This is a genomic window from Lampropedia aestuarii (assembly GCF_004803635.1).
Taxonomy (GTDB): domain Bacteria; phylum Pseudomonadota; class Gammaproteobacteria; order Burkholderiales; family Burkholderiaceae_C; genus Lampropedia; species Lampropedia aestuarii.
Genome location: NZ_SSWX01000014.1, coordinates 50887 through 72438, shown reverse-complemented (window position 1 = coordinate 72438; position 21552 = coordinate 50887). Strand labels below are relative to the sequence as shown.

17 protein-coding genes and 3 tRNA genes are annotated in these 21552 nt (G+C 57.8%); 12 read left to right on the top strand and 8 right to left on the bottom strand.

All coding sequences use genetic code 11. The features are described 5' to 3' along the window. Positions 1 to 6 precede the first annotated feature (6 nt). The 4 genes from kdpC to E8K88_RS11595 are packed head-to-tail and all read left to right on the top strand — an operon-like array spanning position 7 to position 4578. The gene (kdpC, locus tag E8K88_RS11610; protein WP_240754487.1) at positions 7 to 666 is read left to right on the top strand and encodes a potassium-transporting ATPase subunit KdpC; all 660 of its coding nucleotides are present in this window, start codon (positions 7 to 9) and stop codon (positions 664 to 666) included. A gap of 22 nt (positions 667 to 688) precedes the next feature. Beyond that, positions 689 to 1063 (top strand): hypothetical protein, encoded by a 375-nt coding sequence (locus tag E8K88_RS11605; protein ID WP_136406836.1) that lies wholly within the window; start codon positions 689 to 691, stop codon positions 1061 to 1063. Between the two features lie 43 nt (positions 1064 to 1106). Beyond that, positions 1107 to 3860 carry a sensor histidine kinase gene (locus tag E8K88_RS11600; RefSeq protein ID WP_136406835.1) on the top strand — a complete coding sequence of 918 codons (2754 nt, stop codon included), beginning with the start codon at positions 1107 to 1109 and terminating at the stop codon, positions 3858 to 3860. Next, positions 3829 to 4578 carry a response regulator gene (locus E8K88_RS11595; RefSeq protein ID WP_136406834.1) on the top strand — a complete coding sequence of 250 codons (750 nt, stop codon included), beginning with the start codon at positions 3829 to 3831 and terminating at the stop codon, positions 4576 to 4578. The genes E8K88_RS11600 and E8K88_RS11595 overlap by 32 nt, the downstream gene beginning before the upstream one ends. Positions 4579 to 4866: 288 nt before the next feature. Here the strand turns inward: E8K88_RS11595 and rpoD are convergent, their stop codons facing one another. Continuing rightward, positions 4867 to 7074: an RNA polymerase sigma factor RpoD gene (rpoD, locus tag E8K88_RS11590; protein WP_240754486.1), complete on the bottom strand. Its 2208-nt coding sequence runs from the start codon at positions 7072 to 7074 to the stop codon at positions 4867 to 4869. On the opposite strand from rpoD, the gene E8K88_RS18340 reads away from it, so the two are divergent. Beyond that, positions 7034 to 7330, top strand: coding sequence for a hypothetical protein (locus E8K88_RS18340; protein ID WP_240754485.1), 297 nt, complete (start codon positions 7034 to 7036; stop codon positions 7328 to 7330). The genes rpoD and E8K88_RS18340 overlap by 41 nt on opposite strands. Positions 7331 to 7810: 480 nt before the next feature. On the opposite strand, the gene E8K88_RS11585 is transcribed toward E8K88_RS18340, so the two are convergent. After that, complete coding sequence (locus E8K88_RS11585) at positions 7811 to 9349, bottom strand: trypsin-like serine peptidase (protein WP_136406832.1); 1539 nt, start codon at positions 9347 to 9349, stop codon at positions 7811 to 7813. 355 nt (positions 9350 to 9704) lie between these two features. Between E8K88_RS11585 and E8K88_RS11580 the strand changes: the two genes are divergently transcribed. The 3 genes from E8K88_RS11580 (at position 9705) to E8K88_RS11570 (ending at position 10102) form a co-directional block, all read left to right on the top strand. Next, positions 9705 to 9780: transfer RNA gene (locus E8K88_RS11580), tRNA-Asn, on the top strand. Positions 9781 to 9865: 85 nt separating this feature from the next. After that, positions 9866 to 9941, top strand: a tRNA-Asn gene (locus E8K88_RS11575). An 85-nt stretch (positions 9942 to 10026) separates the two neighbouring features. After that, positions 10027 to 10102, top strand: a tRNA-Asn gene (locus E8K88_RS11570). A gap of 102 nt (positions 10103 to 10204) precedes the next feature. On the opposite strand, the gene E8K88_RS11565 is transcribed toward E8K88_RS11570, so the two are convergent. Beyond that, on the bottom strand, positions 10205 to 11149 hold the full coding sequence (locus tag E8K88_RS11565; RefSeq protein WP_136406831.1) for a LysR family transcriptional regulator: 945 nt from the start codon (positions 11147 to 11149) through the stop codon (positions 10205 to 10207). A gap of 127 nt (positions 11150 to 11276) precedes the next feature. On the opposite strand from E8K88_RS11565, the gene ltaE reads away from it, so the two are divergent. Continuing rightward, positions 11277 to 12326, top strand: a complete 1050-nt coding sequence (ltaE, locus tag E8K88_RS11560) for a low-specificity L-threonine aldolase (RefSeq protein ID WP_136406830.1) — start codon at positions 11277 to 11279, stop codon at positions 12324 to 12326. A 63-nt stretch (positions 12327 to 12389) separates the two neighbouring features. Here ltaE and E8K88_RS11555 read toward each other — a convergent pair whose 3' ends face one another. The 3 genes from E8K88_RS11555 to cobT are packed head-to-tail and all read right to left on the bottom strand — an operon-like array spanning position 12390 to position 14918. After that, positions 12390 to 12989, bottom strand: a complete 600-nt coding sequence (locus tag E8K88_RS11555) for a histidine phosphatase family protein (protein ID WP_136406829.1) — start codon at positions 12987 to 12989, stop codon at positions 12390 to 12392. After that, positions 12986 to 13840, bottom strand: a complete 855-nt coding sequence (locus E8K88_RS11550; protein ID WP_136406828.1) for an adenosylcobinamide-GDP ribazoletransferase — start codon at positions 13838 to 13840, stop codon at positions 12986 to 12988. Before E8K88_RS11550 ends, E8K88_RS11555 begins: the two co-directional genes overlap by 4 nt. A gap of 7 nt (positions 13841 to 13847) precedes the next feature. Next, positions 13848 to 14918, bottom strand: coding sequence for a nicotinate-nucleotide--dimethylbenzimidazole phosphoribosyltransferase (gene cobT, locus E8K88_RS11545; RefSeq protein ID WP_136406827.1), 1071 nt, complete (start codon positions 14916 to 14918; stop codon positions 13848 to 13850). A gap of 30 nt (positions 14919 to 14948) precedes the next feature. On the opposite strand from cobT, the gene E8K88_RS11540 reads away from it, so the two are divergent. Together E8K88_RS11540 and E8K88_RS11535 are read left to right on the top strand one after the other, a co-directional pair. Continuing rightward, positions 14949 to 15557, top strand: coding sequence for an IMPACT family protein (locus E8K88_RS11540; protein WP_136406826.1), 609 nt, complete (start codon positions 14949 to 14951; stop codon positions 15555 to 15557). Between the two features lie 164 nt (positions 15558 to 15721). Continuing rightward, complete coding sequence (locus E8K88_RS11535; protein WP_136406825.1) at positions 15722 to 17428, top strand: long-chain fatty acid--CoA ligase; 1707 nt, start codon at positions 15722 to 15724, stop codon at positions 17426 to 17428. Between the two features lie 267 nt (positions 17429 to 17695). Here E8K88_RS11535 and E8K88_RS11530 read toward each other — a convergent pair whose 3' ends face one another. Continuing rightward, positions 17696 to 18679 (bottom strand): AEC family transporter, encoded by a 984-nt coding sequence (locus E8K88_RS11530; RefSeq protein WP_240754484.1) that lies wholly within the window; start codon positions 18677 to 18679, stop codon positions 17696 to 17698. A 382-nt stretch (positions 18680 to 19061) separates the two neighbouring features. Here E8K88_RS11530 and E8K88_RS11525 point away from each other — a divergent pair, with 382 nt between their 5' ends. Then, positions 19062 to 20003 (top strand): AEC family transporter, encoded by a 942-nt coding sequence (locus E8K88_RS11525; RefSeq protein ID WP_168797315.1) that lies wholly within the window; start codon positions 19062 to 19064, stop codon positions 20001 to 20003. A 30-nt stretch (positions 20004 to 20033) separates the two neighbouring features. Here E8K88_RS11525 and clcA read toward each other — a convergent pair whose 3' ends face one another. Further along, positions 20034 to 21401, bottom strand: coding sequence for a H(+)/Cl(-) exchange transporter ClcA (gene clcA, locus E8K88_RS11520; RefSeq protein WP_168797314.1), 1368 nt, complete (start codon positions 21399 to 21401; stop codon positions 20034 to 20036). Positions 21402 to 21552: the final 151 nt, after the last annotated feature.

Genomic DNA, 21552 nt, shown 5'->3' with positions numbered 1-21552 from the left:
GACGAGATGAATCCAATTACCATGAACCCCAGTGTGGTTTCGCCGCAGCCTGTTGCAGCATCTGCTGATGCACCGGTGAGCGACCAGGGCAGCCTGCGCGCAGCCCTGGGCTTGTTGATCATTGGCGTCCTATTGTGTGGACTGGCTTATCCACTGGCCGGTGTTGGCCTGGGCCAAGCCCTGTTTGCAGCGCAGGCCAATGGCAGTGTGATCGAGCGCAACGAGCGTGTGATTGGCTCGGCCTTGGTGGGCCAGCCTTTTGTGTCCGAGCGCTTCTTCCAATCCAGGCCTTCTGCGGTGGACTATGACCCAATGGCCGCTGGCGGCAGCAATATGGCGCGCACCAACCCAGCGCTGCGTGCGCAAATAGACGCTTTGCGCCAAACCCTGAGCACGCGCTACGGGGTCGATCCCGCTGCAATTCCCAGTGATTTGCTCACTGCCTCTGGCGCTGGCATCGACCCTGATATCAGCCCGCTGGCGGCTGAGATTCAGATCGACAGCGTGGCACGCGCCAGGAGCATGAGCCGCGCTGCGCTGGCGCAATTGGTGCAGCAGCACACCCAGGCTAAGCAATTCGGGCTGCTTGGCCAGCCACGCGTGAATGTGCTGGCGTTGAACCTGGCCTTGGAGGCTTTGCCTGCGCAGCCTCAAGCTGGGCAATGAGGTGCAGTTGGCTTGCATTGGTATGCACTTGAATCCATCGTCCATTCAACCCGGTGCGCCCAGTTTGTTTATGGGGCTGGTGTGTGGCAGGCAGCATATTCATCTGGCCTTGGTGGAGTCTTCGGGCCGCTTGCGTTGCACCATGGCATTTCCAGCCGGCGAGATGGGGCGCGCTGCAATCCGTTTATTGTGTGGCAGTGTGGGCCGTTTGGCGCATGTGGCCATCAGCGGACGCCACAGTTTGGAGCTGGCTGAGGTGCTGGGGAGCAGCTTGCGCTGGCCAATCACGCTGATGCTGCCAAAGTCCGGTTCTGCCTCTGAATTGGCCCGCTGGGCTGCGCGCGCGGTATCTCCATTGGAGACGCGCAGTGCTGCGCTCGCAACTCTGCGAGAATGATCAAGAACCCGTTCATCACCGTACATTTGCAGGAGAGCGCACGATGGGCGCTGAAAATTCGGAGCAAGCCGATGCGATGCTCGGCGAGTTGCAACGCCAAGCCGCAGGCCGGCTGACGGTGTTTTTAGGCGCTGCGCCGGGCGTTGGCAAAACCTATGCGATGCTCAACCGCGCCCAAGAACTGGCCAAGCAGCAAGTCGATGTGCTCGTTGGCGTAGTTGAAACCCATGGCCGCCAAGACACTCAGGCCATGCTCAAAGGCTTGGCGATCCAGCCGCGTAAGCTGGTGCGCTACCGTGGCCGACAACTCGAAGAGATGGACCTGGATGCGCTGCTGGCGCGCCGCCCTGCGATAGTGCTGGTCGATGAGCTGGCCCATCGAAATGCGCCTGGCAGCCGCCATGAGCGCCGCTGGCAGGATGTGATGGAGTTGCTCGATGCGGGCATTGATGTCTACACGACCATCAACGTCCAGCATCTGGAGAGCCTCAATGACGAGGTGCATCAGATTACCGGTGTGCGTGTCAGTGAAACGGTGCCGGATCTGGTGTTTGAACGTTTGCGTGATATTCGCCTGGTGGACTTGCCCGCACGGGAGCTGATTGAGCGTTTGAATCAAGGCAAGATTTACCTGCCCGAGCAAGCGACGCAGGCGTTGCAAGCGTTTTTTTCGCCATCGAATCTGACCGCGCTGCGTGAGCTGGCGATGCAAACCGTGGCCAGCCATGTCGATGCCGATTTGCGCGAAAGCCGCGCAGCCAGAGGCCTGACGAATGCACCGATTCAGCGCCATGTGCTGGTGGCCATTGATGGCCGGGGGCAGTCCGAGTATCTGGTGCGCGCTGGCGGACGTGTGGCCGAGCGGCGCGGCGTGCCCTGGTCGGTGGTGAGCGTGGATACCGGGTATGCCAATTCAGCCTCTGCGCCCGAGCTGCCAGCCTTGTCTGAGCGCAGCCAGGCGCGGCAAATGGAGTTGGACCGCGCGTTTGCGCTGGCGCGCAATCTGGGCGCCGGCACCGAGATGCTTTACGGCCACGACGTCGCCCAGGCCTTGCTCGATGCGGCGGCGATTCGCGGTGCCCGCTCGATTGTGATTGGCCGTGGCCGTGAGAGTTTTTGGCACCGCATTTTCAATACCACCTTGATTGAGCAGTTGCTCGCGCGGGGGGCGCACTATGAGCTGACGATTGTGGGCGCGCCCATGCTGGCGCAGTACAAGCGCCGGCTGCGTTTGGCCGAAACCGGGGCGCAGCACACACCTGGGCGCGAGGCGCTGCTGGTGACAACTGCCGTGGCCGGTGCGATTGGCGTGTCCTTGCTGGCCGAGCGTTTATTGGGGCTGACCGAATACTCGATCATCTTCTTGCTGGCGGTACTGCTGGTGGCCTCACGCACCCGCATGGCCGCGGCAGTGGTCACATCGGTGTTGTGCTTTCTGGTTTACAACTTTGGTTTTATTGAGCCACGCATGACGCTGCATATCGACACCGCACGCGGCATGATGACGATGGTCTTTTTTCTGGCTGCAGCCTTGATTGCAGGCCGGCTGGCATCGCGCCTGCGCATGCAGGTCGTAGCCTTGCGTGCGGCCAATGCGCATGCGACGGCGATGCAGAACCTAGGCCGGCAATTGGCGCAAGCGGCCGACTTGGGCCAGGTCATCCAGGCAGGCGCTACGGCCTTGCAGGACACGCTCAAGGCCCAGGCCTGGCTGCAAATCAATGCGGTCAATGGCCCGTTGAGTACTTACAAGGAGTTGAGCGAAAAGGACCGCCATGCAGCCCAGTGGAGCCGCCGCCACGGACTTGCGAGTGGGCGTTACACCGATACGCTGACCAGCTCGCCATGGTGGTTCTTGCCCATCCGCGTTGAGCACAAGTTGCTTGGGGTCGTTGGCCTGCGCATGCCCAGTGCGATGACGCGGCTGCCTTTTGAACAACGGCGTTTGGCTGAAAGCATGGTCGATGACATCGCCCAGGCGGCCATTCGCACTGGCTTGGTGGCCGAGCTGGAGAGCGCGCGCGTTTCGGCCGAAACCGAGCGCTTGCGCTCGGCCTTGCTGTCGTCTGTTTCTCACGACTTGCGCTCGCCACTGGCCTCGATGATTGGCGCAGCAGACAGTCTGAGCAGTTACGGCAGCCAAATGGATGCCCAGGACAGGCGCAGCCTGCTGGAGACGATTCGTCTGGAGGGCGAGCGCTTGGACCGCTATATCCAGAACCTGCTGGATATGACCATGCTGGGCCAGGACGGGCTGAGCTTGACGCGCGAATGGATTGGCATTGATGAGTTGCTGGGCTCGGCGATCCGCCGTTTGCAGCGCTATATCCCACAGGCAAAAATTGAATCCACAATGGCCATTGAGCAGCGCCTGCTGCATGTGCATCCGGCGCTGGTTGAGCAGGCGCTGTTCAATGTGATGGAGAATGCGGTGAAGTTCTCTCCACCCGACACGCCGATCCATGTCCGCGTTCACCCAGGGCAGGGCGATTCGCCCCAGGTATGGATCGACATTGCCGATCGTGGCCCTGGTATTCCCGAGGCAGAACGGCGCAAGGTATTCGATATGTTCTACAGCGTCGAGCGCGGCGACCGTGGTCAGCGCGGCACAGGCCTGGGGCTGGCGATTGTGCAGGGCATTGTGGCCGCGCATATGGGCAAAACCGAAGCCTTGCCTGGTGCCGATGGCATGGGTACAGTGATTCGAATCTGCCTGCCTTTAACGCCTGTCCCTGAAATTGATGAGCCTCACCAAGACGCCAGCCATGAGCACCCCAACCACGTCCATCTCGCCTAATGAGGCAGCATCCAATGCAGCAGCCACTGCCATTACCCGTCGCGTGCTGGTGATTGATGATGAGCCGCAAATCAGGAAATTTCTGGACATCAGCCTCAGAGCCCAGGGCTACCAGACCTCGCTGGCTGAAACCGGCGAGCGGGGCTTGCTGACGCTGGCCAGCCAAGGCGCGGACCTGGTTGTGCTTGATCTGGGTCTGCCCGATCAGGACGGCCGTGAGGTCCTCAAAGAGTTGCGGCAATGGTCGCAAGTGCCAGTGATTGTGCTGACCGTGCGTGCCACTGAGCAGGAGAAAGTGGCGCTGCTTGACAGTGGTGCCAACGACTATGTGACCAAGCCGTTCAGCATTGAGGAGTTGATGGCGCGTATTCGCGTGGTGTTGCGCAATTTGCCGGCTGTAGCCCAGCAAGCGCCGGTGTATGACGATGGCCACTTGTCCATTGACTTGGCTGAGCGCCAGGTGCTGCTCGATGGCCAGGTGGTGACACTGACCCGCAAAGAGTTTGCGCTGCTGAGTTTGCTGGTGCGCCAGCCTGGGTGCTTGATTACGCAGACGCAAATTCTTAAGGAGGTATGGGGGCCTTCGCATCTGCAGGACACGCATTATTTGCGGATCTTGGTGGGGAAGCTGCGGGGGAAGTTGGGCGAGGATGCGGCGGCGCCCAGGTATTTGTTGACTGAGCCGGGTGTGGGATTGCGGTTTATTGGGCGTGGGTAGTTGGTGCAGTATTGATACGCGGGGAGGGCCGCTTGGCTGCCCTAGCGGATGGCGCTAACGGAGCACACACATCGCTCGTCTTTGCAAGATGCGCTTGGGGAATAGGCGGTTTCTTTTTACATGCGCTTGGCAACGCTGCACTTGTTGGCTGCGGCTGGCGTGGGCTGCGAAGCTTCCCACCCTGCGAAGAGCCCCTTTGTGCGGCATCCAAAAGGGATAAAAAATGCCCGCTAAAAGCGGGCATGGTGTGTGGTTTGAGGCGATGCTCAGATCGCCGCTGCACAGGTTTTACAGGCTGTCGATAAAGCTGCGCAGTTTGTCAGAGCGGCTTGGGTGCTTGAGTTTACGCAAGGCCTTGGCTTCAATTTGGCGAATACGCTCGCGCGTCACATCAAATTGTTTGCCCACTTCTTCCAAAGTGTGGTCGGTGCTCATCTCGATGCCAAAACGCATGCGCAGCACTTTGGCCTCGCGTGGTGTCAGCGAGTCCAGAATGTCTTTGACCACATCGCGCAGACCCGCTTGCATCGCCGCATCCATCGGGGCGGTGTTGTTGGTGTCTTCAATGAAATCGCCCAGGTGGGAGTCGTCATCGTCGCCAATCGGTGTTTCCATCGAAATCGGCTCTTTGGCGATTTTCATGATCTTGCGGATCTTGTCCTCTGGGATCTCCATTTTCTCGGCCAGGATCGAGGCATCGGGCTCGTAGCCAAACTCCTGCAAGTGCTGGCGCGAGATGCGGTTCATCTTGTTGATGGTCTCGATCATGTGCACCGGAATGCGGATCGTACGGGCCTGGTCCGCAATCGAGCGTGTGATGGCCTGGCGAATCCACCAGGTCGCATAGGTCGAGAATTTGAAACCACGGCGGAATTCAAACTTGTCCACGGCCTTCATCAAGCCGATGTTGCCTTCCTGGATCAAGTCTAGGAACTGCAGACCACGGTTGGTGTATTTTTTCGCAATCGAGATCACCAGACGCAGGTTGGCCTCGGTCATTTCCTTCTTCGCATCGCGCGAAGCCTTCTCACCGGCCAACATGCGTTTGTTGATGTTTTTCAACTCATCCAGTGGCACCACGACCTGATTTTGCAAGTCCAGCAGGCCTTGCTGCAGCTCTTGCACATCAGGGATGTTGCGGCCCAGAATTTCGCTCCACTTTTGGCCAGCGGCAGCCTCTTTCTCGACCCATTGCAGGTTGATCAGGTTGGGCGGGAAGTCCTTGATGAAACGCGCTTGTGGCATGCCGCATTTGTCGACGACGATGGCTTTGATCTTGCGCTCGGAGTCGCGGATCGATTTGACCTGCTCGCGCACCATATCGCACAGGGTGTCGATGGTTTTAGCCGTAAAACGGATCGACATCAGCTCGCGCGTCACAGCCGCTTGCTGCTCTGCATATTGCTTGGAGCCCCAGCCGTTGTTGTCGTACGCCAGGCGCAGGCCATCAAAGAGGCTGCGCAGGTGGTCGAAATGCTGCATGGCCTTGTTCTTGAGTTCTTCAAGACGCTTGGTCATGGCTTTGGAGCCGCCTTTGCCGTCGTCGTCGTCGTCTTCGTCAAATTCGTCGAAGTCTTCTTCGGCCACGAAGTCATCGGCCTCATCGGGGTCAACAAAGCCGTCCACGATGGTGGTGATCAGGGCCTTGTCCTCGCGGATTTCTTCGCCCATGTTCAGCACAGCGGCAATGATGGCTGGCGAGGTACTGATGGCTTCCATCATGTCCTGCATGCCGCCTTCAATGCGTTTGGCAATCTCGATCTCGCCTTCGCGCGTCAGCAGTTCCACCGTGCCCATTTCGCGCATGTACATGCGCACCGGATCGGTGGTGCGGCCAAACTCGCTGTCCACGTTCGAGAGAGCGGCTTCGGCTTCTTCCTCGGCTTCTTCTTCGGTCGTGATGTTCTGGCCCGAGTTGTTCAGCAGCAGGGTTTCGGCATCTGGTGTTTGCTCATACACGTCAACGGCCATGTCGCGCAGCAGCGAAACCACCACTTCCAGCGTCTCGGTATCGACCAGCTTGTCGGGCAGGTGGTCATTGATCTCGCCGTGGGTCAGGTAGCCGCGGGTGCGGCCCATTTTGATCAGGGTTTTGAGGCGCTCGCGGCGTTCGCGGTCTTCTTCTTCCGAGATCACGCCTTCATCCAGGCCGAATTCTTTCATCAAGGCACGCTCTTTGGCCTTGCTGATTTTCATGCGCAGTGGCTTGACCTTCTCGGCGCCGGTGTCAGCGGTGGTTTCTTCTTCCACCACTTCTTCGACTTCTTCTTCTACGTCCAGCTCGCCGCTGAGGTCCAGATCCTCGTCATCGTCAAAACTGACTTTGCTTTTTTTGTCGTCTTTTCCGGTTTTTTTCTTGCCACGGGCTCCCGCTGATTTCGCGGCCGCTTTAGGGGCCGTGGCAGAGCCGGCCTGATCCAGCTCTAAGTCGGTATCGGCAGCTTTGCCGGTTTTTTTGGCTGCACTTTTTGCAGCAGGTTTTTTATCGTTAGTCACAGTTTGCGATTTGGTTGCGGTTTTTACAGCCTTCCCGGCAGCAGCGCTGCTGGGAGCAGCTTTTTTACTGGCGCTTTTGGAGGCTGCAGAAGCTTTTTTCACGGAACTCGATTGCGTTGTGGCGGCTCCTTTTGTGGCCGCCGCGCTGGTGGACTCGCTATCGCGGGTCTTGCGCGTTGTTGCCGCAGAGGGAGTGTCTGACTTGGCGGGTGCCGAAGTTTTCTTGCTGGTGGCCATAATGCAATCTCATCGGTGAATAGGACAGAAATTCATTTCTCAGGTTCCACACACAGCCTGGGGCATGGCGTGGGCACGCAAGAAGCGTCAAGACCTCGCAGCGCGAGGCATGTCAACACAGTCAATAGAGAGGTAGGCGCAAGAATGGTGGGCGAACATTTGGTGTGCAGTCCTTGCGGGTATTGAGGCGGTGAGGTCCTTCTCACGCTTGCCTGCTCCGGAGGTGCTGCTGTCGCACTTGCTGCTGCAAGCCTATATTATAACAATGCAGCCGTTTTCAAGAGGCGGCATCGCCATTTAATCGCAAGTTGCGCTGCGGTATCAGGCACCTGATAGCAGGGTGTGGGTGCCTGAGCTGTGTGCCGATGCGAGTGATGCCGCTTTGTCAGCCGATTGGCAGATACGGTTTTTTGCTGGGCTATTAAGGAAAAACCCGCCAATGGCGGGTTTCCAATGGCGGGTTCTGGTGCGGCAGTGGTGACTGGCACCACTGCTGCGATTAGAACGGCACGCGTGACCAGGCCAAGAATCGCTTGATACCTGATTCAAATGCTTGGTCAAAGCGGCCATAGTAGTCGGGCAAAGACTGCGCTGTGCAGCTCGATGCGCCGCCAAACAAAGTACCAATCACATAATTGTTGTTGCGAGTGAACAAGGCCGAGCCGCTGCTGCCGCCTTGGGTCACCCCTTCGGTCCAGCCGACTTGGTAAAAGCGGCCGTTGCCATTATTGGTAGGAACACAGTTGGTCGCGGTGCAGTTCGCGTAAGCGGCGGTAAAGCCGCCAGAGATCTTCGCCAAAGAACCATTAGGTTGGTGGATGCCATAAACGAGTTGTGAGTCGTTATTTTGGTTGGCGTCCCAGCCGGCCAAATAGGTGCCTGCAGGCGCTGCGCTATTGAGCACCAACAAGGTCATGTCATTGCCTTGTGTCAGGTTGTTGGTGAACAGCAGGCGCGCACCATTGGTGAGTTTGACGCTTCTGGAGTCCAGCAAGGAGCTATTGCAGCTGGCCGAGTGGAAGAACCAGTCGGTTTGCAGGCTGCTGGCCTCTGCTTGTGTGCTGATGCAGTGGTTGGCAGTCAGGAAGTAAGGCGTGTTGGAGTTGATCGCGTCGTTGAGCAACGTGCCAGTGCAGAAGTAGCCATTGCCGCCGGAGATAAACAACATGCGGGCGACGGCATTTTTCTGGTCTGTGCCTTGGGTAAAGCAGTTCACATCCAGGTTGCAGCTGCCTGCGCTGGGAATCGACTCGGCTTTGGCGGCACTGTTCGCAGTACTCAGGCTCAGCAGTGGCTCGGTATTGAGGACTTCGGCATCAGCCTGCTCAAAGGCGTATTCGCTGGCGTCACGGAACAGGTTTGACACGATAGGCAGTGCGACCTTGACTGCATCGCTGGAAACACCAGCGGGCAGGGTGATTTGCAGCACCACGCTGTCGCCGCCCAAGTCAGCACTCCACCAGGTTTTGCCCGCTTGTGTCGTATCGCCAGCATCTGCGTTGGTTTGAATCAGGCTGTTGATGGCTTGGCCACTGATTTCATAGCCGACGGCGTCTTGCGAGCTGGAGGCTTCACGGAATACGCGCACGGTGGCTGCATCTGGCAGTGCATCGACTACCAGGCCCAGGCGCAGGCCAAAGGCATCGGTGGCGTTGATGCGCACGGCCGCGCTGCTATTGCCTTGTGCGTCGCTGCGCCATGCCAGCAATTGGGCGAACTGAGCGGCAGTTTGTGCTTGTGGCACCGACTGGGCTTGTGCCACTTGCAAAGCGCCACCTGATGCGGCGGCCTTCATGATCAGGGCTTCGGTATCCAGTGCTGGCAAGCTGATCACAGCCGCTTGTGGTGCAGCGAAGTCAGCTGCACTCTTGACTTCAGTGGCTGAGGCCGAGCGGTTGTTGTGGTAGCGCCCCTCGACCTTTTTTACATTCAATTGATAGGGAGGTTGGTTGTTGGAATCATCATCACTGCCACCTCCGCAGGCGCTGAGCAAGCTCGCTGCTGCAAAAGCCGAGATACAGAGTTGAAATAAGCGCATGAAAAGCCCTCTTGTTTAGGTGTGGATAAGAATACGTACAAAGAAATACAAAGCAATACGCATGAATGGCTTGCCAATCGCCTATTGGATCTAAGCAAGCAGTCGCAGTTGCGCCACCAGATTCAACGGCCCGATGCACGCCGCTATCTTTGGCTATTATCACTTGCTGTACCAACACCAATGTATTTTTTGGCGTAACCAGCGGTTTTGTTACGTGTTGTGCGGCTTGATGCCCATTTGCACGGCTGGAGGGCATGCGCGAATTCCCTCTCATTAAAGAAAAAAACGGTTTTTTTGAGGAAAATGCAGGTTTTCGGATTTGGGTTGGATTTTTGTTATAGAATCTAGGGCTTGTTCCCTGATAGCTCAGTCGGTAGAGCGACGGACTGTTAATCCGCAGGTCCCTGGTTCGAGTCCAGGTCGGGGAGCCACTTGTTTTAAAATGATTGTGAAGAAAATCAATTATTTTAAATAAGAAGCTCAAAACTAGTATATAATTTTGATCTTACCGAATATTCCCTGATAGCTCAGTCGGTAGAGCGACGGACTGTTAATCCGCAGGTCCCTGGTTCGAGTCCAGGTCGGGGAGCCACTTGTTTTAAAATGATTGTGAAGAAAATCAATTATTTTAAATAAGAAGCTCAAAACTAGTATATAATTTTGATCTTACCGAATATTCCCTGATAGCTCAGTCGGTAGAGCGACGGACTGTTAATCCGCAGGTCCCTGGTTCGAGTCCAGGTCGGGGAGCCAAATAAAAGCCTTCATTGTTTTGCAATGAAGGCTTTTTGCTTTGCCCGTTTCTTTTTGACAAATGCCGCCGCCATCATTGCCGCGCAAGCGCAGCATGGGGCTTTAGCTGTCCGCCTGCACCCAAGCGAGCAAGGCCTGGCGCGTAGCCGCCATCATCGGGTGCTGCGCATCCTGACGCGACAGCAAGACGTATTCGGAGCCATCAGAGCGAAAGCCTTGCGGCGCGGTCAGCAGCCCTTGCTCCAGATCGTTTTTGACCATATGCCAAGGGCCAATGGCCACCCCCAGCCCGGCGATTGCCGCTTGCAGACTGAAATAAAAATGGTCGAACACCAAGGGCGAGGCCGCAGGCGGGCCAATCTCGCCAGCGCCGACAGCCTCGGCCTGCTTGGGCCGCTTGCTCTGTTGCTTGCGCGTGTGCTGCAGCCAATCGCTCCAGGCTTGCGGCCTTGTGCGCGTGTGCAGCAACGCCGCATCGGGTCGCAATTGCCACTGCCCGGCAGACTGTTTGAACCAGCTGCTGCGTTTATCTGGGGCGCAGACGGGGCCAAACCGTTCGGCAAACAGCACTTGGCTGCGGTAGTGCGCAGGAATGGGAAAGTCATTGCGCCGAATCGCCAAATCAATGCCGCTGTTGAGCTCGATCGGCCCACCTCCGGCGACCAAGTGTATGGTCGGGCTAGGGCACAAGGCCAAAAAGCTGGGCCAGCGTGGAATCAGCCAGCGCATCAGCAAGGTGGGCTCACACGACAATACCAAGGCGCGCTGCGTTTGGCTGCTTTGCTGGCGCAGTGCATCGGTGGTTTGCAGGATTTGTGCAAAACTGCTGTGCACGGTTTTGTAGAGCTGCAGGCCTGCGGGCGTGAGAAACACCTGGCGATTGCGCCGCTCAAACAGCGGTGTTTGCAAGTCCTCTTCGAGCAGGCGTACCGCGCGACTGATGGCGCCGTGGGTCAGACACAGCTCCTGCGCGGCATGCGAGAAGTGCTGCAGGCGTGCTGCTGCTTCAAAGCAGCGCAGCGCAGACAGGGACGGCAACCTACTCATTGAAAGCTTCCATGATTGGTGATTTTTTCTCACAGTAATGGTGAGAAAGTATCGTTCGCTAAATGGCAATTAGTTCAATACTATAGCGCTGTTGGTTATCCAGTCTTTGATGAGAAAGCAGTGAGATATGACAGAAAAAATGGTCGATTTGCGCAGTGATACCGTGACACAACCCACCGCTGCGATGCGCGAGGCAATGGTGGCTGCGCCACTGGGCGACGATGTGTTTGGCGATGATCCCAGTGTCAATGCGTTGCAAGAGCAATTGGCGGGCATGCTGGGGTTTGAGGCAGCCTTGTTCATGCCCTCCGGCACGCAATCGAATCTGTGCGCGTTGATGGCGCATTGCCAGCGCGGCGACGAATACATTGTCGGCCAGCAGCAGCACACTTACCGCTGGGAAGCAGGTGGCGCTGCGGTGCTGGGCAGCATCCAGCCGCAGCCACTGGACAACCTGCCTGACGGTAGCATGCGCATTGAGGACATGGCTGCGGCCATCAAGCCCGACGACCCGCATTTTGCGCGCACGCGCCTGCTGTCACTGGAGAACACCTGTGGCGGCCAATTGCTGCCAATGGCGTTTATTGAAGCGGCCCACGCCTTGGCGCAGCAACGTGGTTTGGCCATGCATTTGGATGGTGCGCGCGTTTTCAATGCCGCAGTCGCGCAAGCGGCGCAAACGGGCCGCAGCGCACAAGAAGAAGTGCGCCGTATTGTCGCGCCATTTGATTCGGTCTCGGTCTGTTTCAGCAAAGGTCTGGGCGCGCCAGTGGGCTCGGCCTTGTGCGGCAGCAAAGAGCTGATTGCGCGTGCCAAACGCGTGCGCAAAATGGCTGGCGGTGGCATGCGGCAAGCAGGTTTCTTGGCCGCAGCGGCCAGCTATGCACTGCAGCACCATGTCGAGCGCTTGGCTGAGGACCATGCACTGGCGCAGCAGTTGGCCAAGGGGCTTGCTGGTTTGGAGGGCGTACAAGTGCAAACGCCCCAAACCAATATTGTGTTTGTTGATTTGCACGGCGCGCTGCGTGCGCGTTCGGCTGAGCTGCTGGCGTATTTGGCCGCGCACGGCATCCAAGCCACAGGTTTGTACCGTTTGCGTTTTGTGACGCATTTGGATGTCGATCAAGCAGGCATTGCGCGTGCGATTGCGGTGTTTCGCCAGTTTTTCACCAGTTAAGCGCCTTGCACAGCCTCTTTTTTTGTGCCTTGCGCGATTGCGTGGCGATGATGGACCAGGCGCTTAGCTTTGCTGCCAGTCTGGCGAGGTCCAGTTGCCACTTTGCCACTGCCGTGCCTGGCCATAGGGCACAGGCGCGGCAGGCCATTGCGTGCTGGCGCGTGGAATGGGCGCCGCTGGGTTTTGCAGCACATATTGCACGGCGTTGATGATGCCAGCATGGGTGATGCACAGAATGGACTGGCCGCTTTGCTGTGCTTGCTGCTCGAAAGCCTGACAGGCCGCTTGCGCGCGCGCGGCTAGGTGCGCTACTGATTCCTGGCCACCAAACAGGTAGTTGGAGAATTCGGCATTCCAGGCATCCAGTTGTGTGCGGGGTATCTGCTGCCAGGGCACCATCTCCCAACAGCCAAAATCCATTTCATTCAAGCGCGCATCGACATGCCATTCGGGCAAGTCGGGGCGCAAGGCTTGCAGCTGGCGTGCAACGGTTTGCGTGCGCTGGCGTTCTGAGGTGATGACCTGGCAATTGGCAGGCAACTGCTGCGCCAGTAGCAGTGCGCATTGTTGGGCATGTTCCTCATCGACGGGCACGTCGCTGGCGCCATAGCACAGTGGCGCGGGCAAGACGACACGGGGATGGCGCATCCACCACACATTCATGTTGCGACTCCTGCAAGACCGGGCAAGCTGCCGAGCATGGCCAAGTAAAAAAACAATTCGCCGACTTGTTGCGCAGCGCCCAAGCCATCGCCAGTGAACCCGTGCAGGCGCACGTGCAAGCGCCAGGCAATCACAGCGCCGCCAGCCAGTGCGGCCAGCAAGCCCCAGCCCCAGGCCATCGACGGAGCCAGCCAGTAGAGCAACAACAGGGTCAGCAGCAACCAACTGCCCACGACCCACCAGGCACGCGCTGGAAATTGCGCGGCAATCGGCTTGGATTTGGATTGGGCTGTATCGCCCACATGGGGCAGATAAGCGGTAATCAGCAGCGGCGCAAGGCGCGAGAATACTTGGCCGGCGATGAGCAAGGCACTGGCCCTGGCCAACGAATGGATGGTTTCTCCTGCCTCCAATACTTGCAAACAGGCTGCAATCAAAGCGACTTTGCTCAGCAGCGCCATGACCATGGTGATCGCACCAAACGCACCAATGCGGGAGTCTTTCATGATCTCCAGCGCGCGCGCGGGCTGGTAAGCGCCGCCCAGACCATCGGCCAGATCGGCCAAACCATCTTCGTGGAATGCACCGGTGAGCAGCAAGGTGCAGGCTGTGGCCAGCAGTGCAGCGACCATCGCGACGGCGCTGGCTTGCGAGAGTGGCGGCAACAGCCACAAAGCCAGGCACAGCACGGCAGCGCTGCACAGGCCAAGCAACAAGCCCACGCCCGGCAAGTGCGCCAGCGCCTTGGGCAATTGCGCAGGGTGGTAGCCGGCCCATTCGGCCAGGCGGCCGGTAATCGGGATGCGGGTGAAGTACTGCAGCGCGAGCAAAAAGTGGCGAACGGTTTGCATGGTGTGTTCAATCGGAGCGCCCAGATACCTGGGCTGACTCAAAGCTGGCCATCTCGCGCAGAATGCGGCAAGCCGACTCCAGCAGCGGCCAGGCCAGTGCCGCGCCAGAGCCTTCGCCCAAGCGCATGTCCATTTGCAGCAAGGCTTTGGCACGCATGGCGTCCAGCATCAGCCCGTGGGCCTGCTCGTGCGATTGGTGCGAGAAGATACATCGCTGCAACACAAAGGGCTGCAAGCGCGCGGCAACCAGCACGGCGGCACTGGTGACAAAACCATCGACCACGATGACGCGGCGCTCCAAGGCCGCTTGCAACACCGCGCCCACCATGGTGGCAATTTCCAGTCCGCCCATGCAGGCCAGTATGTCCAGCGGCTCAGTGGCTTGTGCATGCAAGTCCAGCACCTGTTGTAGAACTTGGCGCTTGTGTGCCAGTGCCTGGGCAGCCATGCCAGTGCCAGCACCTGCACATTCTTCAATCGTGCGCCCACTCAGGCGCGCCAAGATCAACGCCGCCGCAGAGGTATTGCCAATACCCATCTCTCCCAACAAAATGGCATTGCCTGGCAGTTGGCTGACCAATTGGCGGCCAGTGCCGATTGCCTGCCACATCTGCGCGGGTGTCATCGCCGCTTGCTGGGACGCATCAGCAGAGCCAGCTGCGACCTTGGCATCTATCAAATCCGGGTGCGGGGGCAGCGCTTTGGCGACGCCGCAGTCAATGAGTTTCAGTGCCAGGCCATGTTGTCGGGTCAGCACGCTGATGGCTGCGCCACCGGTCAACATATTGGCGACCATCTGCCAGGTCACATCGCTGGGGTAGGCCGAGACGCCTTGACGTGCCAGACCGTGGTCGGCGGCAAAGACCAGTGCATGTGGCTGCTCCAGCTCTGGCTGCATGGTGCCCAGAATGGCGCCAATTTGGTGTGCAATGCTCTCAAGCCTGCCCAGTGCGCCCAAAGGCTTGGTCTTGTGGTCCAGTGCCCAGCGCAATTGGGCTGATAAATCGGCGTTATTCAGATCGGTGATGCTGGGAATGGCCTCATATTGGGCGTTGGTGGTAGCGGTAGGACTGGTCATGGTGCAAGGCTGGGGTATGCTGTGCTCATCATGTCAGAGACGATTCAAACCCCTGTTCATAGTGAACTGATCATTAAAAAAAGCCGCTTCATTGGCTGCGTGCAACCGGTGGCCAATCGCAGTGAAGCGCAAGCCATTGTCGCCGCTTTATGGCGCGAGCATCCTGAAGCAGCGCATGTGTGCTGGGCGTTGATGGCAGGCGGCCAATCGGCTGCTGTTGACGATGGTGAGCCCAGTGGCACAGCTGGGCGGCCGATGCTTGAGGTGCTGCGCCACCAGCAACTGCAAGGTGTGCTGGCCACGGTGGTGCGTTATTTTGGCGGTGTGCGCCTTGGCGCCGGAGGCTTGGTGCGCGCCTACACCGACACCGTCGCGCAGGCCTTGCTGGGCGCGCAGAAAGTGCCGGTGCAAACCTTGGCCTGGTTGAGCATGAAGGTGCAATATGCACACGAAGGCGTGGTGCGCCATGTGCTGCAGCAACAGGGTGTGGCCCAGCTGGAGGTCGAGCATGCCGAGCGGGTTACGCTGCATGTCCAGTTGCCAGAACCATTGGTCGCGGCGGTGACGCAAGCGGTGGTGGATGCCACACAAGGCCAGGTGCAATGGTTGGAGCCTCCTGTTGCGTTGCAGCATGGCTAAGGCCAAGTATTGTGGCGCCTTTGCACGTGCATGCGCGCGTCAGGCATGAGGGTCAGGCCGGTGTAACCGAGGCGACCAAATCAAGGGGGCAGTTCGGGCTGCTGCCCTTGAAGCAATCGAGGAATGCCGATAGTCTCAGCGTGTACACATTTAGAGGAGACAACATGCCCGTGTCTGATGCTTTCTGGCCTCGCTACGTACCGCAGACAATGCCGACGATGGCGACATCGGTTTGGTACAACCTGCAAGACAGCGCGACGCGTTTTCCAAATAAAAACGCGCTGATTTTCTTTGGCAGCACAACTACCTATGGCCAATTGGCTGAGCAGGCAGAGCGCATGGCGGCTTATTTGCACGCCCAAGGCGTGCGCCGTGGTGACCGGGTCATTGTGCTGATGCAGAACTGCCCGCAACTGATTGTTGCGCACTATGCGATCATGCGTGCCAATGCGGTGGTTGTGCCGGTCAATCCGATGAACTTGGCGCAGGAGCTGGAACACTATATTGTGGATGCAGAGGCCAAAGTTGCACTGGTCACGGGCGACTTGGCACCACAGCTGGCCACTGCATCCAATGCATTGCCTCCAGAGCAGCGCCTCAAACACCTGGTTATCACGCAGTTCACCGACGCCTTTGATGCGCAGGTGCAAGGCGATGACGCACCGCCTGCGCACTGGCGCCAATGGCTCGAGACCCAATACCCGGTGCCCGCAATTGAGGAGGCAACAGTGCACCGCTATGTGGATGCGCTGGCTTGCGATTTGCCAGCGCCTGAGCACAGTGTCGGTGCCGAAGATTTGGCCGTGTTGCCCTACACCAGCGGCACGACCGGGCTGCCCAAAGGCTGTATGCATGTGCATCGCAGCATCAATTTCAATGCCGTGGCTGCAACGCTGTGGGGCTACTCGACGATGGAGGTGGTCTCACTGACCGTGGTGCCCATGTTCCACATCACCGGCATGGTGGCGGTGATGCATGGCTCGATTTACAAGGGCGCCACGCAGGTTTTGATGCCGCGCTGGGACCGTGATCTGGCCGGACGTCTGATCTCGAAATGGAAGGTGACGAACTGGACCAATATTCCGACGATGGTGATTGACTTGCTGTCCAGCCCCAATTTTGCCAGCTATGACCTCAGTAGCCTGAATTTCATTGGCGGTGGTGGGGCTGCCATGCCCCAAGCGGTGGCCCAGCGCCTATTGGATTCCTACGGTTTGAAATATTCCGAGGGCTATGGTTTGACGGAAACTGCAGCCCCCTCCCACAATAACCCGACAGACAGGCCCAAGCAGCAGTGTCTGGGTATTCCGTTCATTGGCGTGACCTCTTTCATTGTCGATCCAGACACTTTGGAGAAGCTGCCACCGGGCGAGCAGGGGGAAATCGTTGTCCATGGCCCGCAGGTATTTGAAGGTTATTGGAAGCACCCACAAGCCACGGCCAGCGCCTTTGTGGACATTGATGGCAAGCGTTTTTTCCGCACTGGCGATTTGGGCCGCACCGACGAGGATGGTTATTACTTCATCACCGACCGCCTCAAACGCATGATCAATGCCTCGGGCTTCAAAGTCTGGCCAGCCGAGGTTGAAGCCTTGATGTTCCGCCACCCTGCGATTCAAGAGGCCTGCGTGATTGCAGCCAAGGATGAATACCGCGGCGAAACCGTCAAAGCGGTGGTCGTGCTGCGCGCTGAGCACCAAGACACCACGGAAGAAGAAATTCTGGCCTGGTGCCGTGCCAATATGGCGGTCTATAAAACACCACGCATCGTGGAATTTATAGACGCCTTGCCAAAAAGCGGCAGTGGCAAAGTCATGTGGCGCCAGCTGCAGGAAAAAGAGGCACAAGAGCCAACGCAGACCGGCAGTTGATACCCCGGATGTGCAGCCGCACAAGGCTCAACAAAGCGCATTGCGGCGCTGCCCGTTGTGCCCATACAGACGCATGGGATGCAATGGGCACGTTGCACGGCCACTTTTTTGTGCCTTGCGCGGCTGCAAAAAGATCGTAAACACGTTCTAAAAGCCAGCGGCTGCCGCATATTTGAGCAGGGCAGCTGCTGTCATAGGGCAATCCCTGATTCTGCAGCAAGTTGTCCACAGCTTTTTCCACTGTGTGTGTGGAGAACATGCGCCTGCTCAAGCAGCGGTAACGGTGGCTGGTGCCAACCAGTGGATGATGGCGGCAATCGTTGCAACCGAGGCCACGGTAGAAAATAAAATGGTTCTGGCCGTGGTCGCGCTGGGCCGTTGGTACATATCCGCCAACATATACGGCCCAGTGCCGGTGGGCAGGGCCGAGAGAATCACCGCCATCTGTGTGTGCAGTGCTGAGAGCCCAAATACCTGGCTGGCCATGCACCATGTGATGGCAGGCAAGGCCACGAGCTTGAGTGCTGTCAAGGACCAGGCAGTGCGATTGACATTGGTTGCTTGCGCTGCTGTGCCCTCGTGCTGTGGGCGGTGGCTGGCCAGGAACAAGCCCAGGCTGACCAAGGCACAGGGACTGGCGGCTGCAGCCAGCAAGGACAGGAATTTGTCGATGCTGCCAGGCATTGGCCAGCCCATGCAGGCAACCGCAATGCCTAGCAGTGGCGAGGCAATCAGTGGGTTTTTCAGCAGCGACCAGCCAATGCGTAGGAACGCACGTGCAAAACTGCCTTCGTGCAAGGCGTGCTTGGCCGCTTCAATGGCCACAATGGCCACACCAAACATCACACAGACTACCAGCATCGTGGCAATCGTTGTGGGCACCAGCGACTCATTGCCAAATAAGACCAGCGTCAAGGGAAAGCCCATGTAGCCGGTATTGGGGTAAGCGGCAGCCAAGGCTTCAACGCTGGCGTCGGCCAGTGATTTGCCGCGCCAGCGCTGCAGTAGCACGACCAGTGCAAACAGGCCCAAACCAGAGGCGGCAAACGCGGCGGTAAAGCCCGGCTGGTAGAGTGTGCTCCAGTCGGCCTTGGCCATGATTTGGAACAGCAGGGCAGGCAAGGCCAACCAGACGACAAAGCGGTTGAGCTCGGTGGCAGACGCTGGGCCCAGTACGCCCATGCGGCGGCACCCATAGCCTGCCAGCACCAAGCCAAAAACAGGAAAAATGATGGAGAAAACAAAGGCCACAGCGCACCAACTTGAAATGTAGGCTGAACGAACTCGGCACAGTTTACGCTTAACTACCGCTGTTGCCATGTGAAAACAGTCACGCTTGTTTAAGAGTCTGTTCGCCATCTCCGCAATGCGTTTTTTTTGTGCCTTGCTGCCTTTGGGGCTTCAACGCGGCTGCGTTGAGATGATGAGCAGGCTCTATGCGTGGGGGGGTAAGGCAAGCTCGGCATGCCCACTGGCTCCGTTCTTATCCAGCTATACTCTGGCTGAGTATGTAAGTTTTTGTTGTTGTACGTTGCTGTGGGCTTGGGTGCCGTATTGTCGGCCAATAAAGCATGGCTGCCTGTTTTGGGCTGTGTTTGCCTTGTCTCTATTGAAATGGATTCGGAATCAAACCATGCTGCAAGACTATCTGAATATATTGGTGCTCTTTTTGGTGGTCGGGCTTGGGTTTTGCCTGGCCAGGGCCAAGTGGCTGGACGAGTCCAGCAACAGTGCCCTGACCAAAATCCTGTTGAATGTCGCATTGCCTGCAACGCTGATCTTGTCGATTGGCAAGGATTACACCAAGCCAGAGTTTTTGGCGCTGCTGCCCAACATTATTTTGCCGGCCTTGGTGATCTTGTCCCTGATGCTGGCGGCCTGGGCTGGCGCGAAAATCATGCACATCGAAAAAGGCCGCACCGGTTTGTTCATTGGCGTATGCGCGATGAGCAGCACCATCATGATGGGCATTCCGATCACTTTGGCGGTTTATGGCAGCCATGGCCTGCCGTTTGCGCTGATGACCTATGCGTCGCAAACGCTGATTTATTGGACCTTGGGTTTGTACCTGCTGCAAAAGGATTCCAGCCAAGCTGTCGATGGCAAGTCGTTGGTGGCGAAGATGGTCAAGGAAATTTTCAATATGCCTTTGCTGGCCTTTTTTGTCGGCGTCGTGGTGTTGCTCTCAGGCCTGCATATTCCTGACTTTATTGCGGACTTCTTTTCTTATTTGAGTGGCATGACCTCGGGCTTGGCGATGCTGGTCATTGGCGCGATCATTTACATCACCGGTTTTAAGGGCTTTCGTTTCAGCCGAGAGATCGCGGTGGTGATCGCCTTCCGCTTTGTGTTTGCACCCGTACTGGCCTATGCGCTGGGCATGGCCTTGTCGGTGCCGGTCGAGATGATCAAGATCACGATCTTGATGGTGTCGCTGCCAATCCCAAACACTACGGTCATTCTGGCTAAAAAATACGAGATCGATGTGTTGTTTGCCACCGAATCTCTGTCGTTTTCGATTGCCGCTTATTTGGTGTTTTTGCCGGTGATTCTCTTCGTGATCCACTCGATGTAAATCAGCCGCAAGCTGCTCAAGCTGCGTCCATCAGGCTTCGTGCTTTCTTTGAATGCCCAGCTTAGCCAAGGTGTTGTCCAGCATCGCGCTGTACAAAGGCAAGCCGCCCAGGGTTTGTGCAGTCAAGGTCGAGGCCAGGCAGGTCAGCACCAGCGGCAATATCAGTGCATAGCTGCCAGTCATCTCAATCACAATGACGATGCCGGTCAGTGGCGCGCGGATTGTGGCGGCAAAGAGGCCTGCCATGCCCAAGATGGCGTAGGTCATCATCGGCAATGCAGGCGCAGGCATCAACTGGTCCATCAGCAAACCAAAGCTGACCCCAGCTACCGTGCCCAGGGCCAGCGTGGGCGAGAACACGCCCCCTGGCGCGCCAGAGCCAAACGACAATACGGTCAAGAGCAGCCGCACCAGCAAGATCACCAGCAGTGGCCACAAGGCGTAGGCGCCGGCTATGACATCGGGAATGATGGCAAAGCCGCCGCCGGTGAATTGGGGGCTGGCCAGGCCGACGACGCCAATCAAACCCGCAATGACAAAACCGGTGCAGGGGAAAATCCAGCGGTTTTTGTCATACAGCTTGTCCAAGGCTTGGCGGGTGCGAATGATCGAGTGGTTGGACAACACGCCCAGAATGCCCAGAAAAATACCTAAGACGATACAAATCCAGAGGCTGCTGATCGGTGCCAACGCCGCTTGCCCCAGATACAAAATAGGGCTTGTGCCAATGATCATTTGGTAGGCAATACAGGCACAAACGCAGGCGGCAATGACGGCTTTGATCGAGGCCTCTGAGTATTTGAACTCCTCGCGCATTTCTTCAATGACGAAAATAATGCCGCCCAATGGCGCATTGAAGGCGGCAGTGATTCCCGCACCTGCGCCGGCCGCGACCAACGCATACTGGGTTTTTTGCTTGTCGTAATGGCTGATGTCTGAGACCATTTTTCCCAGGTTGGCGCCCATTTGCACCAGTGGGCCTTCGCGGCCCAGCACCATGCCGCTGCCCAGCGAAGCCAGGCCGCCAAAAAATTTGACTGGTAGCACGCGCGCCCAGCGCACTGGCCGCAGGTCCAGCAAAGCGCCCTCAATTTCGGGAATGCCCGATCCGCTCGATTCTGGTGCGTATTGCTTGACCAGGTAGTAAGCAACAAATCCCATCACAGCGGGAATCAAAAACGCCAGCAAGTATTTGGCGGCAGTCGCGTCGCCTAATAGACTGGTGGAATGCAAACGCCATTCAATGATGCGCGCAATCGCCAGTTGGAATGCCGAGCCGATCAGGCCTGTGAGCGTTCCAACCAGACAGGCCAGAATCACGATGATGAATGGGGAGCGGTCCTGGAGTTTTTCGATGCGTTGAAAAACAGTACCTGGTAACTGACTCTTATCAACCATTTGCTTCCTTGCAGATAGGGGCTCGGCTTTAGGCATGCCGGCGCTCAGCACTTGCGCGCCAGCCAGCGATGTCATCCTTGAGTGTGCAAGCGCATGTTAAACAATTTATCGCCGGTTTTCGGTGGAGAAGGCCAACTTACCGCCTTTTCTA